Source organism: Rhizobium sp. WYCCWR10014, from assembly GCF_001657485.1.
GTDB lineage: Bacteria > Pseudomonadota > Alphaproteobacteria > Rhizobiales > Rhizobiaceae > Rhizobium.
The window spans coordinates 632,173-647,352 of sequence record NZ_LXFU01000037.1 but is presented as its reverse complement, the minus strand read 5'-3'; the positions used below and the strand labels follow the sequence as shown (position 1 = coordinate 647,352).

16 protein-coding genes and 1 pseudogene are annotated in these 15,180 nt (G+C 62.0%); 6 read left to right on the top strand and 11 right to left on the bottom strand.

The features are described 5' to 3' along the window. The first annotated feature begins 29 nt into the window (after positions 1-29). Positions 30-1,052: pseudogene (locus A6U98_RS19940) on the top strand (NAD(P)-dependent alcohol dehydrogenase). A 58-nt stretch (positions 1,053-1,110) separates the two neighbouring features. Here the strand turns inward: A6U98_RS19940 and A6U98_RS19935 are convergent. Beyond that, positions 1,111-1,521, bottom strand: coding sequence for a rhodanese-like domain-containing protein (locus tag A6U98_RS19935; protein ID WP_064652134.1), 411 nt, complete (start codon positions 1,519-1,521; stop codon positions 1,111-1,113). Positions 1,522-1,592: 71 nt separating this feature from the next. Here A6U98_RS19935 and ftrA point away from each other — a divergent pair, with 71 nt between their 5' ends. From ftrA to prfH, 3 genes are all read left to right on the top strand, one after another. Further along, on the top strand, positions 1,593-2,594 hold the full coding sequence (gene ftrA, locus A6U98_RS19930) for a transcriptional regulator FtrA (RefSeq protein ID WP_064652133.1): 1,002 nt from the start codon (positions 1,593-1,595) through the stop codon (positions 2,592-2,594). Positions 2,595-2,794: 200 nt separating this feature from the next. Further along, a complete protein-coding gene (locus A6U98_RS19925) occupies positions 2,795-4,018 on the top strand; it encodes an RNA ligase RtcB family protein (RefSeq protein WP_064652132.1) in 1,224 nt (407 codons plus the stop codon). Next, a complete protein-coding gene (prfH, locus tag A6U98_RS19920; RefSeq protein WP_064652131.1) occupies positions 4,005-4,619 on the top strand; it encodes a peptide chain release factor H in 615 nt (204 codons plus the stop codon). Before A6U98_RS19925 ends, prfH begins: the two co-directional genes overlap by 14 nt. A 107-nt stretch (positions 4,620-4,726) precedes the next feature. Here the strand turns inward: prfH and preA are convergent, their stop codons facing one another. From preA to A6U98_RS38035, 5 genes are all read right to left on the bottom strand, one after another. Further along, a complete protein-coding gene (preA, locus tag A6U98_RS19915) occupies positions 4,727-6,040 on the bottom strand; it encodes an NAD-dependent dihydropyrimidine dehydrogenase subunit PreA (protein ID WP_003561920.1) in 1,314 nt (437 codons plus the stop codon). Positions 6,041-6,055: 15 nt separating this feature from the next. Then, positions 6,056-7,417 carry an NAD(P)-dependent oxidoreductase gene (locus tag A6U98_RS19910; RefSeq protein ID WP_064652130.1) on the bottom strand — a complete coding sequence of 454 codons (1,362 nt, stop codon included), beginning with the start codon at positions 7,415-7,417 and terminating at the stop codon, positions 6,056-6,058. A 415-nt stretch (positions 7,418-7,832) separates the two neighbouring features. Continuing rightward, positions 7,833-8,828 (bottom strand): HWE histidine kinase domain-containing protein, encoded by a 996-nt coding sequence (locus A6U98_RS19905; protein WP_197496413.1) that lies wholly within the window; start codon positions 8,826-8,828, stop codon positions 7,833-7,835. Between the two features lie 192 nt (positions 8,829-9,020). Continuing rightward, the gene (locus A6U98_RS19900) at positions 9,021-9,815 is read right to left on the bottom strand and encodes a response regulator (RefSeq protein ID WP_003561916.1); all 795 of its coding nucleotides are present in this window, start codon (positions 9,813-9,815) and stop codon (positions 9,021-9,023) included. A 33-nt stretch (positions 9,816-9,848) separates the two neighbouring features. Continuing rightward, positions 9,849-9,983, bottom strand: a complete 135-nt coding sequence (locus A6U98_RS38035) for a hypothetical protein (RefSeq protein WP_280818216.1) — start codon at positions 9,981-9,983, stop codon at positions 9,849-9,851. Between the two features lie 89 nt (positions 9,984-10,072). Here A6U98_RS38035 and A6U98_RS19895 point away from each other — a divergent pair, with 89 nt between their 5' ends. Together A6U98_RS19895 and A6U98_RS19890 are read left to right on the top strand one after the other, a co-directional pair. Beyond that, the gene (locus A6U98_RS19895; RefSeq protein ID WP_003542250.1) at positions 10,073-10,279 is read left to right on the top strand and encodes a NepR family anti-sigma factor; all 207 of its coding nucleotides are present in this window, start codon (positions 10,073-10,075) and stop codon (positions 10,277-10,279) included. Between the two features lie 10 nt (positions 10,280-10,289). Continuing rightward, complete coding sequence (locus tag A6U98_RS19890) at positions 10,290-10,847, top strand: RNA polymerase sigma factor (RefSeq protein WP_003542247.1); 558 nt, start codon at positions 10,290-10,292, stop codon at positions 10,845-10,847. A 544-nt stretch (positions 10,848-11,391) separates the two neighbouring features. Here A6U98_RS19890 and A6U98_RS19885 read toward each other — a convergent pair. The 5 genes from A6U98_RS19885 to A6U98_RS19865 all read right to left on the bottom strand — a co-directional run bounded on the left by A6U98_RS19885 (position 11,392) and on the right by A6U98_RS19865 (position 15,169). Beyond that, a complete protein-coding gene (locus tag A6U98_RS19885) occupies positions 11,392-11,793 on the bottom strand; it encodes a hypothetical protein (RefSeq protein WP_064652129.1) in 402 nt (133 codons plus the stop codon). Positions 11,794-11,802: 9 nt separating this feature from the next. Next, entirely contained in the window at positions 11,803-12,147 is a 345-nt protein-coding gene (locus tag A6U98_RS19880) for a DUF883 family protein (RefSeq protein WP_064652128.1), read from the bottom strand. A 148-nt stretch (positions 12,148-12,295) separates the two neighbouring features. After that, a complete protein-coding gene (locus A6U98_RS19875; protein ID WP_064652127.1) occupies positions 12,296-13,090 on the bottom strand; it encodes a heme ABC transporter ATP-binding protein in 795 nt (264 codons plus the stop codon). 37 nt (positions 13,091-13,127) lie between these two features. After that, positions 13,128-14,240, bottom strand: a complete 1,113-nt coding sequence (locus tag A6U98_RS19870; protein WP_064652126.1) for an iron ABC transporter permease — start codon at positions 14,238-14,240, stop codon at positions 13,128-13,130. Between the two features lie 2 nt (positions 14,241-14,242). Then, positions 14,243-15,169: an ABC transporter substrate-binding protein gene (locus tag A6U98_RS19865; protein ID WP_064652125.1), complete on the bottom strand. Its 927-nt coding sequence runs from the start codon at positions 15,167-15,169 to the stop codon at positions 14,243-14,245. Between the last annotated feature and the right edge of the window lie 11 nt (positions 15,170-15,180).

Sequence of the window (15,180 nt, the reverse complement as noted above, 5' to 3'; positions counted from 1 at the left end):
GGCTCCCGCAATGGACAAGGAGCAAGACAATGCAGACAACACGGCAATGGCAGATCGACGCGGTTGGACCGGAGCGCCATCTCGCGATCGGCGAGCGGAAGCTCGAACCGGTTTCGGGAAACAGTGTTCTGGTCCGGACCGAAGCCGTCTCGCTCAATTTCCGCGACCGGCTGGTGATGTAGAGCGGCATGGGGTTGCCGCTGCAATTTCCCTTCGTGCCAGCTTCCGATATGGCGGGTGTCGTCGAGGCAGTCGGACCTGAAGTCAGCCGTTTCAAACCGGGCGACCGGGTCATTTCGACCTTTTCGCCCGACTGGATCGACGGACGCGGGTTGGGCGATGCGCGCACCCCACCTTACAAGACACGCGGCGGCTTCTATCCCGGCGTTCTCTCGCAATATACCGTGTTGTCGGAGGAATGGTATTCACGCGCGCCTGAGACGCTCGATGCGGCGCAGGCAAGCACCTTGCCCTGCGCCGGGCTGACTGCCTGGTTCGCGCTGATCGAACGCGGCGGTCTGAAGGCCGGCGACAAGGTTCTGGTGCAAGGCACCGGTGGTGTCGCCCTCTTCGGTCTGCAGATCGCCAAGGCGCACGGTGCGGAGGTCTTCATCACATCAGGCAGCGCCGAGAAGCTCGGCCGCGCCGTTGCGCTGGGCGCCGATCACGCGATCAACCGCCATGAGGGCGACTGGGTTGAACAACTCTATCAGTTGACCGGCGGCTATGGCGCCGATCACGTGCTTGAGATCGTCGGCGGCCCGCATCTCGGCCAGGCGCTGAAGGCGGTGGCGATCAATGGCCGCATTTCCGTCATCGGCGTGTTCGAAGGGTTCGAGATCTCCGGCCCCGCCGGCCCGCTGCTGCTCAAGGCGCCTGTTGTGCAGGGCATTTCCGTCGGCCATCGCCGTGCGCTGGAAGACCTGGTGCGGGCAATCGACCAGACCGGGCTGAAGCCCGTGATCGACAGGCGCTATGCCTTCGACGAATTCCCTGAGGCGCTCGATCATCTCTATCGCGGGCCTTTCGGCAAGGTGGTCGTCGAGTTCTGACGGTGGCGATTCAAAGTGTTACAGGGCCGCGGGTCTAAAGAGACACGCGGCCCTGTCATCAGGCGGCAGTGGAAACGCCCTGTTCGAAGATGAAGCCTTCATCGGCCCAACCGGTCATGCCGCCGATCATCAGCTTTACGGACAGCCCGAGACGGGAGAGGCGAAGTGCGGCCTTATCAGCGCCGTTGCAATGCGGGCCGGCGCAATAGACGACAAAAAGCGTATCGGAGGGCCAGAACGACATGCGATGCGCAGTCATCTTCCCATGCGGCAGGTTGATGGCGCCGGGAACGTGGGACTGTGCAAAGAGCGTCGGCGAGCGCGCGTCGAGGAGAACGAAATCGACCTTGCCCGATGCAAAGACGGCGTGGACATCGGAGCAATCGGTCTCGAAGGCAAGCTTGGCTCCAAAATGGGCGGCGGCGATTTCAGCGGCGGCGGCGGGGATTTCTGCGACGGGGCTTGGCATTTGCGATTTCCTTTTGGGTTCGAATTGCCGCCTGGTATCGCCAATGCTAAAGCTTTGCGAAATTGGCCTTCATGACTGACAGCGTAAAGATCATGCCAAACTCATCGCCGCAGCAGACCAAAGGACCGCTGGTCGCAGCGCTTGCCTATGACGGGCTCTGCACCTTCGAATTCGGCATCGCCTACGAGGTCTTCGGCCTGCCGCGCCCGGAGATGGGTGAGGATTGGTATCGTTTCTCGGTTTGCGGCATAGAGCCGGGGCCGCTTCGCGCAGCGGGAGGACTGACGGTCGCGGTCGACAAGGGCCTGGAGGTGCTCGATGAGGCGGACCTGATCGTCGTGCCCGGCTGGCGAGCAATCGATGCGCCGGTGCCGGCACTGCTCGCCGCAGCGCTCAGGGCAGCGCATCAGCGCGGCGCGCGCATCATGTCGCTCTGCTCCGGTGTTGCGGTTCTTGCCGGATCGGGGCTGCTTGCCAACCGCAGGGCGACGACACATTGGCGCTATGTCGCCTCGATCGCCGCACGTTATCCCGAGATCGCGCTCGATGCCGACGTTCTCTATATGGACGAGGGCAGCCTGCTGACGGCGGCGGGGAGTGCCGCCGGCATCGATCTCTGCCTGCATGTGGTGCGCGGCGATTTCGGTTCGGAGGCCGCAAACAGCGTCGCCCGCCGCCTCGTCGTGCCGCCGCACCGCGAAGGCGGACAGGCGCAGTTCATTCACGCGCCGGTTCCCGAGGAACGCGAGGGCATCCGCCTGGGGCCGCTGATCGAATGGATGCGCGAAAGCCTGTCCGAGGAGCAGCCGATCAGCCTGCTTGCCAAAAGAGCCGGCATGAGTATGCGCACCTTCCAGAGGCGCTTCGAAGCGACGACGGGCCTCAGCGTCGGCGAATGGCTGCTCACGGAGCGGCTGCGGCATGCCCGCGACCTGCTGGAGAAGGAACTTGCCGTTTCGCTCGATGATATCGCTGCCGCCAGCGGCTTTGGAACACTGGCGACCATGCGCCATCATTTTCGCAGGCGACTGGGGACCAGCCCCAATGCCTATCGGAAGTCATTCGGCGGTTAGAGCATCCCATGCTTGCATTTCTTTGCCATTTCACTTAAAGGGGCGCTCTCGATTGTTTCTGGAAAGGGAGCGCCACGATGACGAATATCTCAGTACGCCCCGAGAGGGTTTCGGCTTAACTCGGCCAACGGGCCGATGAATGCCGGTTGAACGTCGCCATTTTGGCGATGAAAGACCACTCATATCCAGAGTTCATTATCATGGGCAATTCCATTGGGCGCGAAAGCTCCCCGATGACGTCGTCGGCACATCCGGCAGTCATCAATCATTTCTTTTCCGGTAGCTCCTGGATCGAAGGCGCCGCTTTAGACCAACTTGACGAAATGTCCCGGCTGCCGGGTGTTTTGGAAATCGCCGCCTTTCCGGATCTGCACCCCGGAAAATATGGTGCGACCGGCGTGGCATTGTTGTCGTCCCAGTTGCACCCGCTGCTGATCGGTAACGATATCGGCTGCGGCATGTCGCTCTTCGGCCTGGACCTGCCTTTGCGCAAGCTGAAGGTCGACAAGGCGGCGGAACGGCTTCGCCGGCTTGAAGCGCAGGCGATCGGCGACGCCTCCGAGCTGCTTGTGGAAGCCGGTCTGCCTATCGATCTGTCGCCCGGTGCACTGGGCACGATCGGTGGCGGCAATCATTTCTGCGAGTTGCAGGCCGTGGAAGATCTTGCCGATGGCGGACATACAGCTGGCCTGGACGATCAGGGGCTCTATCTGCTGGTTCATTCCGGTTCGCGTGCTCTTGGTGCCGCCGTATTTTCGGAGACGGTGGCCGCTCATTCAGGACTTGCAGCCGGTCTCGATCCCGGTTCGGAGGCGGGCGCCGCCTGGCTTGCGAGCCATGATCGGTGCGTTGCCTGGGCATCACTGAACCGGCGATTGATCGCTGCGCGGGCCGCCGCAGCGCTTCGTGCCGATCTGCGCCTTATCGCTGATGTGCCACACAATCTCGTTCGTTCCTGCGATCGTGGTTTTGTGCACTACAAGGGTGCAGCGACCGTCGCAGCCGGCGAGCTCGCGCCGATTGCGGGATCTCGCGCGAGCCTCAGCCATGTGGTTCTCGCGACATCAGGCGTTAGCCGCTCGCTTAACGGCATCTCGCATGGGGCCGGTCGCAAATATGACCGCGCCACCATGCTTGGGCGTGTCGGCCGTAATCGTTCCGAACGGGAACAGTTGCTGCGCAACTCCTGGGGCGGTGTCGCCATTTGCGACGATCGTGCGCTTGTCGTTGAGGAAGCGGCATCCGCATACAAGGATGCCGGGCAGGTGATGGCCGATCTGCAAAGTGAGGGCCTGATCATCGGGCTCGCCAGCATGCGGCCGCTTGTCACTTTCAAGAAGGCGGTTGACGAAGTGGAGGCCGAGCAGCGTCGGCGAAAACCCGAATATCGCAGGGAAGGAGGGCGTGGCCATGAGCGCTATTGATCTTCTCATTACCGCGGGCAACGGCCCGGTGGAATGCCGCATGGCGCTGTCGGCGCTTCTCGACATTCTCGAGCGGGAGGCTGTACGGCTCGGTTGCTCTTTCGAAACCAATCTTGGCCCGATGCCGGATCAGCACGGTGCAAAGTCGGCGATCGTCAGCCTCGACGGTTTCGAGGCGGAGCGGATCGCCACAGACTACTGTGGCACAATCCGCTTCACCTTCAAGAGCCAGGTGCGTCCGGGCCACAAACGGCAGAACTGGTACGTCGCTGTTCAGCGTATCGATTCACAACCAGGCGGTGGCGAGGTGACGATCAATCCCTCGGACCTGCGTTTCGAGACGCTGAGAGCCGGCGGGCCGGGCGGGCAGCACCAGAATACGACCGACAGCGCGGTTCGCGTCCTGCATCGGCCGACGGGTCTCGTCGCGACCGCACGCGACGAGCGTTCCCAGCACCGCAACAAGGCCCTGGCGCTCCGGCGTTTGGAGGCAATGCTGCGGCATCTCGAACTGGAGAAGCAGGAGGCGGCCAAATCCGGGCGCTTCATCGCCAACCGGACCATCGAGAGAGGCAACGAAGTCAAGAGTTTCAAGCTGTAATCTGCAATCACATGGACTGACCACAAATAACAAACGGCGCCCTTCCGTGAAGGGCGCCGTTTTCACAGGTCACGACATGCCGCGGATTGCCGCAGCGTTGCAGATCCTTACTCCGCCGCTTGGCGCGCCATCGGGTTGTTCGGGTGCGTCGTCCAGTTGGCGTAGTTGGGGTCGACCACGCGGCCGGTGCGTTTGTCGAGGGCGCCAGCGGGAAGCTGCTCCATGGTGATGCAGTTCTCGACCGGGCAGACGCTGACGCAGAGATTGCAGCCGACGCATTCCTCGTCCATCACCTCGAAATGGCGAACGCCGTCGACGAAGTTGGTGATCGCCTGGTGCGAGGTATCCTCGCAGGCGATGTAGCAGCGGCCGCATTTGATGCAGGCGTCCTGATCGATCTTCGCCTTGGCGATGTAGTTGAGGTTCAGATATTGCCAGTCGGTGACGTTGGGGACGGCGCGGCCGGTGATATCTTCGAGGTTGCGGTGGCCCTTCTCGTCCATCCAGTCGGAGAGACCCGTGATCATCTCCTGGACGATCTTGAAGCCGTAGGTCATCGCCGCCGTGCAAACCTGGACGTTGCCGGCGCCGAGCACGAGGAATTCGGCCGCGTCGCGCCAGGTGGTGATACCGCCGATGCCGGAGATCGGTAGGCCGTAGGTTTCGGGATCGCGGGCGATCTCGGCCACCATGTTGAGCGCGATCGGCTTCACCGCCGGGCCGCAATAACCGCCATGGCTGCCCTTGCCGCCGACCGTCGGGTTAGGGGCGAAGTTATCGAGATCGACGGAGACGATCGAATTGATCGTGTTGATCAGCGACACGGCATCCGTGCCGCCGGCCTTGGCGGCGCGGGCGGGGCGGCGGATATCGCTAATGTTAGGCGTCAGCTTGGTGATGACGGGCATGCGGGTGTACTGCTTGCACCAGCGCACGACCATCTCGATATACTCAGGCACCTGGCCGACGGCCGAGCCCATGCCGCGCTCTGACATACCGTGTGGACAGCCGAAATTGAGCTCGATGCCGTCGGCGCCAGTCTCTTCGACCAAGGGCAGGATCGCCTTCCAGGCCTCTTCCTCGCAGGGCACCATGATCGAGGCGATCAGTGCCCGGTCCGGCCAGTTCATCTTCACCTGCTTCATTTCCCGCAGGTTGGTGTAGAGGTCGCGGTCGGTAATGAGCTCGATATTGTTCAGACCGAGCAGGCGGCGGTCGGCGCCCCAGATCGCGCCGTAACGCGGGCCGTTGACGTTGACGACCGGCGGGCCTTCTTCGCCCAGCGTCTTCCAGACTACTCCGCCCCAGCCGGCCTTGAAGGCGCGCTCGACGTTGTAGGCCTTGTCGGTCGGCGGCGCAGACGCCAGCCAGAACGGGTTCGGGGATTTGATGCCGACGAAATTATTGCGGAGATCAGCCATTGTTCATTCTCCCCTTCAAGCAACTGCGACAGCCGGAGCGGCTGCTGCGGTGAGGGCACGATGGATGGATTCAGCTGCATCGCGACCGTGGGCGACGGCCGAAACCGTGAGATCGTCGCCGCCGAAGACGCAGTCGCCGCCGGCCCAGACGCCGCCGAGCGAGGTATGGCCTTCGCCATCGACAGCGATGCGGCCGGATTCCATGCGCAGCGAACCGAGACCGGAGGCGTCAAAGCTCTGACCGATTGCCTTGAAGATCTGGTCGGCGGCAATTACACCGGTTTCGCCGGTGCCGACGAGGCGGCCATCGACGATTTTGGTATATTCCACCTCGATGGCGGCGACTTTGCCATCCTGCGACAAGATCGATTTCAGCGCCAGCCAGTGGCGGATGATGACACCCTTGGAGCTTGCCAGATCCTGCTCGAATTCCGACGCGTTCATCTGCTCCTTGCCACGGCGGTAACAGATCGTCACCTCCTCGGCGCCGAGAAGCTTTGCCTGCACGGCAGCGTCGATCGCCGTCATGCCGCCGCCAAGGACGACGACGCGGCGGCCGACGGCGATTTCGCCCTTGTCTGGGGCCTGGCGGAGTGCGGCGATGAAATCGACGGCGTCGTCGACGCCTGTAAGGTTTTCGCCCTCGATGCGCAGCGCGTTGACGCCGGCAAGTCCGATACCGAGGAAGATGCCGTCATATTGGGCTTGCAGATCGGAAAGCGAGAAATCGCGGCCGAGAAGCTGTCCATGCCGGACCTCGATGCCGCCGATCGAAAGGACGTAATCGACTTCCTTCTGGGCGAAGTCGTCGACGGTCTTGTAAGTGGCGATCCCGTATTCGTTGAGACCGCCGGATTTTTCCCTGGCATCATAGATGACGACGGAATGGCCGTTCACGGCCAGCCGATGGGCGGCGGCAAGGCCGGCCGGGCCTGCGCCGACAACGGCGATCGTCTTTCCGCTCGGTTCGGCCCTGGCATAGAACTGCCGGCCGGCCTGCATGGCGGCATCGGTCGCATAACGCTGCAGGCGGCCGATCTCGACGGGGCGCTCTTCAGCGGTGTTGCGCACGCAGGCCTGTTCACAGAGTTCTTCGGTGGGACAGACGCGGGCGCACATGCCGCCGAGGATGTTCTGATCGAAGATCGTCTTTGCCGAGCCGATCGGATTGCCGGTCGAGATCTGGCGAATGAACAGCGGAATGTCGATCGAGGTGGGACAGGCCGTCATGCACGGCGCGTCATAACAGAAATAACAGCGGTCGGCGGCGACCAGCGCCTCGTGATTGTCGAGGCGTGGATGCAGATCGGAAAAATTTGCCTCATACTCGGCGGGCGAAAGCCGGCCGGCATGGATCCCGGTTTCCAGTCGTTCCATTGAAGTTCCCTCATTATTGGTAAACGGCCTGTGAGGGAAAGCGTAACTCAGGTTTAAAAATTTATCAAACGGTAAAATTTTGGCAATTTTGTTGCGCCTGGCGCACTCAAGCCCTTGTTTTCATGAGGGAGAGGCAATTTTTTCGGCAGCCCGTGCCTACGAAATAGCTGGGGCGAACAGCGTCGCCGGGCCTCCGAAAAAAGATTCAAAAAAGTCGAATTTTTTTCGGATGGCAGGGAACCAAACTTTGATGTCGCCGTTATTGCGATATCCGGATGGTGATCGCATCGACCCAACATGCGCGCCCCCAACCCACTATCCGGACGTACTCACGGTCCCCTCCCGGTGAGTGAAGACAGCCGGTGCGCCGCCCTCGCACCGGCTGTTTTTCCGTTCTCGGCTGTCTCCGGGGCTTTCACACCCGCTTGAAGATCTCGAATTCGGTTTCCGGAATGGTCAGACGGTATTCGATGCGGCCGGGAACGAGGTTCAACTCCGCCTTGCCGTTAACCGACGAAGGCACGACACGCTCCAGCACGGTGCGGCCGAAGCTGTTGTCGCTGAATTCGTGAACTTCTGTCTGATCATGAAGAACTTCCGCCCAGGCGACTTCGATCGCCTTTCTGTCGTTGATCATGGCTTCGCGGCAATTCAGCGTGATGGAGGCGGCACCGCCTGATATAGCACCGAAGGAGGCGGAGTTGACGATGAGTTCGTGGAGAGCGAGCCCGAGATGCACGGCGGCATTCGGCGTCAGGTGAGCGTTGATGCCATAGATCGGCATGGAGCCGGCCGTCTCCGGCCAATAGGGAGCAAACTGCTTTTCGGCGAGTTCGAAGAGATAGGCGCCGCGCCAACTCGAATCCGTAATCAGGTCCTGCGAGTTGGAAAGCGATTGCAGCCGTCCGCGGAATTTGAGGAGGAAGCTGTCGAGAGAGAGCGTGTTGCGGGCCGTCTGGGTGGCAATGCCCTGGATGATGGCGAGAAGGTTCTTCGAGCGGTGTGAGAGTTCGCGCAGCAGCGATTTCAGAACTTTTTCGCGATGCCGGCTTTCGGTGACTTCAGCCATCACGGATAGAAGTCCATGTGCGCCGCGTTCGCCGGTGCGCTGGATCTTCAGTTCATAAGTGCGTCTTTCGCCGTCGACGTCGATCTCGACTTCGGCATTGTTAGGGATGCCGGTTTCCAGCACCTTGTGCTTCAGCGCCGTCAGATAACGGCCGTGCGCATCCCCAAAAAGGACAGCGTCGCTGCTGCCGGGTGCAAAGAGCGCGGCAAAATGCGGTGGGAGATTTTCGGCGTAGAAAATCGACAGTCGGGCGTCCTGGCAGAGGATCGAAATCCCGGCGCTGCCGAGCGCGCGTTCCATCATTGCGGCTTTGCCTTCGACGGTAAAAGGCATGCCGGACAATGGTTCAGTCGTATTCACTCGGCCGCCTTTCCTTGTGACATCTTGAACGTCGCTGAAGGGAGCGCCCTTCCAGACACCGCCTGCCAACTCTAGAACAAAGCGCTGCAAAAACCGTTAAAGCCACCGGAGCGTCCCGGTAGCACCGGAACGCCTGCTTTGGCGATTTGGTTCCGAAGGTCGGAAAATTGCGTCTCAGGCGGCTACTCTGGTCGATTCATTGAAGAAAAGAGCTTGGCTGATCAATGCCTTGACCATGTCGGGATTGAACGGCTTGGTGACAAGGAAAGTCGGTTCCGGGCGCTCGCCGGTCAGAAGCCGTTCTGGGAAAGCGGTGATGAAGATCACCGGTACGCTCGACGTCTTGAGGATGTCGTTCACTGCGTCGATACCGGAGCTGCCATCGGCAAGCTGGATGTCGGCTAGCACCATGCTCGGCTTGGTCTTGTTGTAGAGCGCAACGGCCTCGGCATGCGTACGGGCAATGCCGGTGACGCGATGGCCGAGGCTCTCGACCATCTGCTCGATATCCATGGCGATTAGCGGTTCGTCCTCGATGATCATGATATCGGTTGCGACCTGACGGGAAATCTCCTGCGACGCTACGTCGAGCAGATGCATGACATCCTGTTCCTCGGTATCCAGAATTTCGGCGATTTCGGCGACGCGGAAATTCTCCACGGAGGCGAGCAGGAAGGCCTGACGGGCGCGCGGTGAAACCTTGGAAAGGTTCAGCGTGGCGCGTTGCTCCCAGGCATAGGGCGAGGTCGGCTCTGGAATCTGGACTGCGGTGGAACCAAACAGTTGCGTGAACAGTTTGTAGAGTGCGACCCGGTCATTCGCTGTATCTGGGAAAATCGACAGATCGGCGATGATGGCTTCGAGAACGGCGGCGACATAAGCGTCGCCCGAAGTCTGAGTGCCGGTAAGGGCGCGGGAATAGCGGCGCAGATAAGGAAGGTGCGGCGCAATCCGAGTAGAAAGTGTCATTAATGGGCTCCTGCATACAGGCCGGCATTGGCTTCAATGAGCGGTTAACGCCGCCTTGATAAAAAAGTTCCGGAACGGCAGGAACTTTTTTCGTTGCGCCGCATTATTCCAGCCGACGAAGAAAGGGCGTAGCGTTTTGACCCATGCACCGGCAAATACCAGCGACATCGACAATCGAACGTTCGATGTCGATGGTTGAAATCGTGATTGATCCCATCCACGCCCCTCGAACAGACAACCGGCGAGAAGACGAATTGATGACTACACGCAAGAAAGAAGCAGCCGATCAGCGAAAGCTGGAGCTGCGGGCAAGCGACATCCTGGACCCGAACAATCAGATCGGCGTCAGGCTGCGGTCGCTTTATTCGGCCGCACAGGATGAGGCGATCCCCGATCGTTTTCTCGACCTTCTCGAAAAGCTCGACCATGCTGAAATGATGGCTTCTGCCAAGATGGCCGAATAGGATCGCCCGCATGGAAGATAAATCGCAACCCAGCTTCAAGCGGGAACTGCTGGCGGCACTCCCAAGTCTTCGCGCCTTCGCAATCTCGCTCATCGGGCGGCACGACCGTGCCGACGATCTCGTGCAGGACACCATCATGAAAGCCTGGGCCAAACAGGATCATTTCGAGATGGGCACCAATATGAAGGCCTGGCTCTTTACGATCCTGCGCAACGAACTCTACAGCCAGATGCGCAAGAGTGGCCGCGAAGTGCAGGACAGCGACGGGCTGTTCACCGAATCGATGGCGATGCACCCCTCGCAATATGGCGCTCTCGATCTGCAGGACTTCAAGAAGGCGCTCGACCAGTTGCCGCCGGATCAACGCGAGGCGATCATCCTCGTCGGTGCCTCGGGTTTTTCCTACGAGGAGGCGGCCGAAATCTGCGGTTGTGCCGTGGGCACCATCAAGAGCCGCGTCAACCGGGCCCGTCAGCGGCTGCAGGAGTTGCTACAGATATCAGGCGAGGCTGATTTCGGCCCCGACGCTACGTCCGCGCCGCTGACATCGAAGGCTTTCGCATTCTGACAGGAGTTATATTTGGGAGGAAAGCCGGCTACCTTCGGGGAGCCGGCTTTTTTGCGTTGAAGGGTGGGGAGAAGGACGGGCTCCACGGGATGGGACGGCCATTCGAGGCACTACCTCTCATCCTCATTCCTGTGCTTGTCGCAGGAATCAAGTGCGCCCAAGTCCTTGGGCGCGAAAGACTCTTTCCACTTGGTATTGGTTCACTCACGGCGCGGACGCGCCGTGGCTGGATTACTGCCGGCGTGCATGAGCGGTTGTCCACGAACTCTTAAACCGTAGACAACGTTGCATAGCCTATACCCACTCAAGATAAAACTCTCCCGAGGGGCTGGCAATCGGTCTGGAGAGCAGCTATCCCGCTCTGGCCTGCCCCAGACTCCTCCGGCTTGATGCTCAACGGCCGAAGCATGAGTGGACTTCGCGCGCCGCTCCGGACACCAGGAACTGAAGGCTGGAGAGATGGGATGAGCCGTTAAAGCATCCATCCCATACCAATTGAGTGGCCTTCTCCCTGGTTTTGGTGCGGGGCGGCCTTGTCCCGCCATCAATCCTCGCGCTTTGAACCTACCAGATTGGCCGCGACGATTGCTGCCAGAACACCGGCGGTCAGCAGCGGCTGGGCGCGGATAAGACCGAGCCCCACCGTTGCCAGCGATTCGAGCGACGCACGGCGTTCACGGGCGCGGCGTGCTTCCCGGGCGTTGATGATTGACATCGCCACCAGGGCGATGATTGCGATCAGCAGCGCGCAGGCGGCCAGGAAGAGGGCAGCGCCGACCGGGCCGTAGATGCCGGCGAGCCAGATGGCGCCGGCGGTGACGGCCAGCGCATAGGCGGTGAGAAGGAAGAGCACGGCAAGCGCAATGAAGATGCCATTGCGCTTTGCGCGCGCAACGGTCCGGTGCACGCTTGCCCCCGTCAGCAGGCTGAGGATCGAAAATAGCATCGCGCTTCCTCAGCGCCGGGCGAGGAAGGCGATGGCAAGGCCGAAAGCGGCTGCAGCGGCGATGGTTGCCAGCGGATGCTTGCGCACGGTATCGCGCATTTCCGTCGCGCCGCGCTCATAGCCGTGCTGCAATTCGCGCAGCAGATCCTCGCTGCGGCCGAGCAGTTCCTCATAGCCTGCGCCGGCCTGGCTGCGGATTTTTTCGCCCTGGTGGCGTGAGCTCTTGCCGACGAGGCGCGTCAGTTCCGCGAGTTCGCCGCGCAGCGCCTCGACCTGCTCCTCGATGCCGGATTCCAAATTGTGGAAGGTCCCGTTGCGGCGGCTGCGGCCGGACTGGAAGATAGAATAGCTCATGGCTGTCTCCATTGGCTGGGGCGCGCGCAAGCCCGCCTATTTCGCACGAGGGTCACCACCGTCCGTTGCATGAATGATATCGCCCGGCATTGACCCAGATCACTGCCGACAACGTGCCGGGCGATCAAAAGTTCCGCCCGCGCGGCGTTCAGGGGCGGGAAATGGCGCTGTGGGCGAGCACAAAGGGCGTGCCATCGGCCGGCACCTGGTTGATGCGCAGCGCGCAGCCGAACACCGAGAGCATCGTTTCGTTCGTCAGCACTTCGCCGATGTTGCCGGCGGCGGCGAGGCGGCCGGATTTCATCAGCACGATGCGGTCGGCAAAGAGCGCCGTCAGGTTGAGATCGTGCATGACGGCGATGACACCGCCGCCGCGTTCGCAGAAATTGCGGGCGAGCGTCATGATGGTCAGCTGGTGGCTGATGTCGAGGCTCGAGACCGGTTCATCAAGCAGCAGCCAGCAGGGCTTGCCGTCGATGATGGGCTCGGCGATCTGGCAGAGCACGCGGGCAAGCTGCACACGCTGCTGCTCGCCGCCGGAGAGTTCCTGATAGAAACGGCCTTCGAAGCCGGTCAAGTCGACGGATGCAAGCGCTGCCGCCGCCGTCTGCTCGGCCTTGTCGGGATGCAGGTTGAGGCCTGATGTCAGGCCCATGCGGACGATCTCGCGCACGGTAAAGGGAAAGGAGATGGTGCTTGCCTGCGGCAGCACGCCACGAATGGCAGCAAGCTGCCAGGGTTTCAGCACCTTCACCTCTTTGCCGCCGATGCGCACCGAGCCGCCATAGGCAAGTTCACCGGAGATGGCTTTCATCGTCGTCGTCTTGCCGGAGCCGTTCGGCCCGGCAATCGCCGTCAGCTCCCCGGCTCTTGCGGTGAAGGAGACGTCGCTGATGATGGCTTTGCCGGAAAGGCGCACGGAGACGCCGGAAACTTCGATCATCTAAATGTCACTCGCGGGGGTCACTCACCGGGGTCACTCACAGGGCAAGGCGCGAACGCTGCCGCAGCAGGATCCACAGGAAGAACGGTCCGCCGACCGCCGCGGTGATGATGCCGATCGGCAGCTCGGCCGGGGCAACCAGGGTACGCGCCAGGACATCCGCGAAGATCAGCAGAGAGCCGCCGAGAAGAGCTGCGGCTGGCAGCAAGAAACGATGGTCGGGGCCGATCGCCATGCGCAGGATATGCGGCACGACGATCCCGACGAAACCGATGCCGCCGCTGACGGCGACGGACGCGCCGGTCGCCGCAGCGACACCGACGATCGCGACATTCTTCAGCCGCTGCACCGGAACGCCCATATGAAAGGCGGCCGCCTCGCCGAGCGTGATGGCATTGAGGCCGCGGGCCATGAAGGGCAGGGCGGTGAAGGACAACAGGATGATCGGGCTGGCGGCGGCGATCTTCGTCCAGGTGGCGCCGGCAAGCGAGCCCATGCTCCAGAAGGTCAGGTCGCGCAGCTGCTGGTCGTTGGCCATGTAGATCAGCAGTCCCGTAATGGCGAGGGCGAGTGCGCCGAGCGCGATGCCGGCAAGCAGCATCGTCGCCACCGAGGTCTGGCCATGGCGGGTGGCGATCCTGTAGAGCAGCAGCGTCGTGACGAGGCCGCCGCCGAAGGCCGCCGTCGGCAGAGCGTAGATACCGAGAAGTGCTTCGAGCGGAGCAGCGATGCCGCCGCCGAGCACGATCATTGCGACCGCGCCGAGGCTTGCACCGGAGGAGACGCCGACGAGGCCGGGATCGGCTAGCGGATTGCGGAACAGGCCCTGCATCACCGTGCCGGAAACGGCCAGCGAAGCGCCGATCACGAAACCGAGGATCGCCCTCGGCAGGCGGATATCGAAGATGATGATCCGGTCACGCGTGCTGAGCGCCGCCTCGGAGCCGGCCATGTTGCTGATGACGTCGAGGATCGAGGCATCCGAGGCGCCTGTCGTCACCGAAAACAGCATCGAAAAGACCGAGCCGACGACGAGCAGCGCGATCGCCAGCAAGGCGAGCCGCGTCCTGTCGCCCGCCTGCCTGATTTCGCGGATGTCCGCCATCGGGAATCGTCGCCTTTGTTCCATCATGGCTTGCGGCAGGGCCATGATCAGCCCCCGTAGATCGCCGTGTTGAGCTCACGCGCGGCGGCTGCGGTGCGCGGGCCGAAGCCGAGCAGGTAGACGCCATCCATTCGGATGATCGCTTTTTTCTCGCCTGCCGGCGTCAGTGCTATCGCCGGCTGAGCCAGCAGGTCCTCGTTCTTGGTGCCTGCGCCGTCGCCGCGGTTCATCATCAGGATGATGTCGGGCTTGGCTTCGATGATCGCCTCGTCCGTCAGCGGCTTGTAGCCCGGGAATGCGCCGACGGCGTTGATGGCGCCGGCGAGCTTGACGATGCCATCGGCGGCCGTGCCGGTGCCCGATGCCATGATCCGGCCGTTCTGGGCGCTGAGGATGAAGAGAACGCGCTTACGCTCGGCCTCCGGGCGCTTTTCGGCATCGGCGATCGCCGCGTCGAGATCGGCTGCGACTTTTTCTTCAAGTGCCTTCGCCTTGTCGGGCACGCCCAGCAGCGTGCCGACGCGGTCGATCTTGGCGATGATGCCGTCGCGGGTAAAGGCGCTCGGCACGGTCTCGAAGGGCACGCTGGCATTCTTCAGCACGGCCAGCGCTTCCTGTGGGCCCGAACCCTCGACGGCGATGATTGCCGTCGGGTTCATGGCGAGGATGCCTTCCGGCGAGAGCGCACGCATGTAACCGACGTTGGGCAGCTTCAGCGCCGCCTCAGGATACATGCTCGTCGTGTCGCGGGCGATGAGCCGGCTTTCCTCGCCGAGCGCATAGACGATCTCGGTGATGTCGCCGCCGACCGAAACCAGGCGCGACGTGTCGAGCTTCTTTTCCTCGGCGTGAGCGGCACGAACGAAGGAGAAGCCTTCGATCGGCCCCGTCGGGATCAGCGGCAGCGCCATGACCGCCGCCGTCAGGGCCAGTTCCCAAGGGCGGATCCGGCGCAGATTGTTACGCATCGTCATCGTTGCGATCC

Coding starts and splice junctions, on each gene's coding strand:
- A6U98_RS19935 (WP_064652134.1), bottom strand. CDS start 1,521: ATGCCAAGCCCCGTCGCAGAAATCCCCGCCGCCGCCGCTGAAATCGCC.
- ftrA (WP_064652133.1), top strand. CDS start 1,593: ATGACTGACAGCGTAAAGATCATGCCAAACTCATCGCCGCAGCAGACC.
- A6U98_RS19925 (WP_064652132.1), top strand. CDS start 2,795: ATGGGCAATTCCATTGGGCGCGAAAGCTCCCCGATGACGTCGTCGGCA.
- prfH (WP_064652131.1), top strand. CDS start 4,005: ATGAGCGCTATTGATCTTCTCATTACCGCGGGCAACGGCCCGGTGGAA.
- preA (WP_003561920.1), bottom strand. CDS start 6,040: ATGGCTGATCTCCGCAATAATTTCGTCGGCATCAAATCCCCGAACCCG.
- A6U98_RS19910 (WP_064652130.1), bottom strand. CDS start 7,417: ATGGAACGACTGGAAACCGGGATCCATGCCGGCCGGCTTTCGCCCGCC.
- A6U98_RS19900 (WP_003561916.1), bottom strand. CDS start 9,815: ATGACACTTTCTACTCGGATTGCGCCGCACCTTCCTTATCTGCGCCGC.
- A6U98_RS38035 (WP_280818216.1), bottom strand. CDS start 9,983: ATGTCGCTGGTATTTGCCGGTGCATGGGTCAAAACGCTACGCCCTTTC.
- A6U98_RS19895 (WP_003542250.1), top strand. CDS start 10,073: ATGACTACACGCAAGAAAGAAGCAGCCGATCAGCGAAAGCTGGAGCTG.
- A6U98_RS19890 (WP_003542247.1), top strand. CDS start 10,290: ATGGAAGATAAATCGCAACCCAGCTTCAAGCGGGAACTGCTGGCGGCA.
- A6U98_RS19885 (WP_064652129.1), bottom strand. CDS start 11,793: ATGCTATTTTCGATCCTCAGCCTGCTGACGGGGGCAAGCGTGCACCGG.
- A6U98_RS19880 (WP_064652128.1), bottom strand. CDS start 12,147: ATGAGCTATTCTATCTTCCAGTCCGGCCGCAGCCGCCGCAACGGGACC.
- A6U98_RS19875 (WP_064652127.1), bottom strand. CDS start 13,090: ATGATCGAAGTTTCCGGCGTCTCCGTGCGCCTTTCCGGCAAAGCCATC.
- A6U98_RS19870 (WP_064652126.1), bottom strand. CDS start 14,240: ATGGCCCTGCCGCAAGCCATGATGGAACAAAGGCGACGATTCCCGATG.
- A6U98_RS19865 (WP_064652125.1), bottom strand. CDS start 15,169: ATGACGATGCGTAACAATCTGCGCCGGATCCGCCCTTGGGAACTGGCC.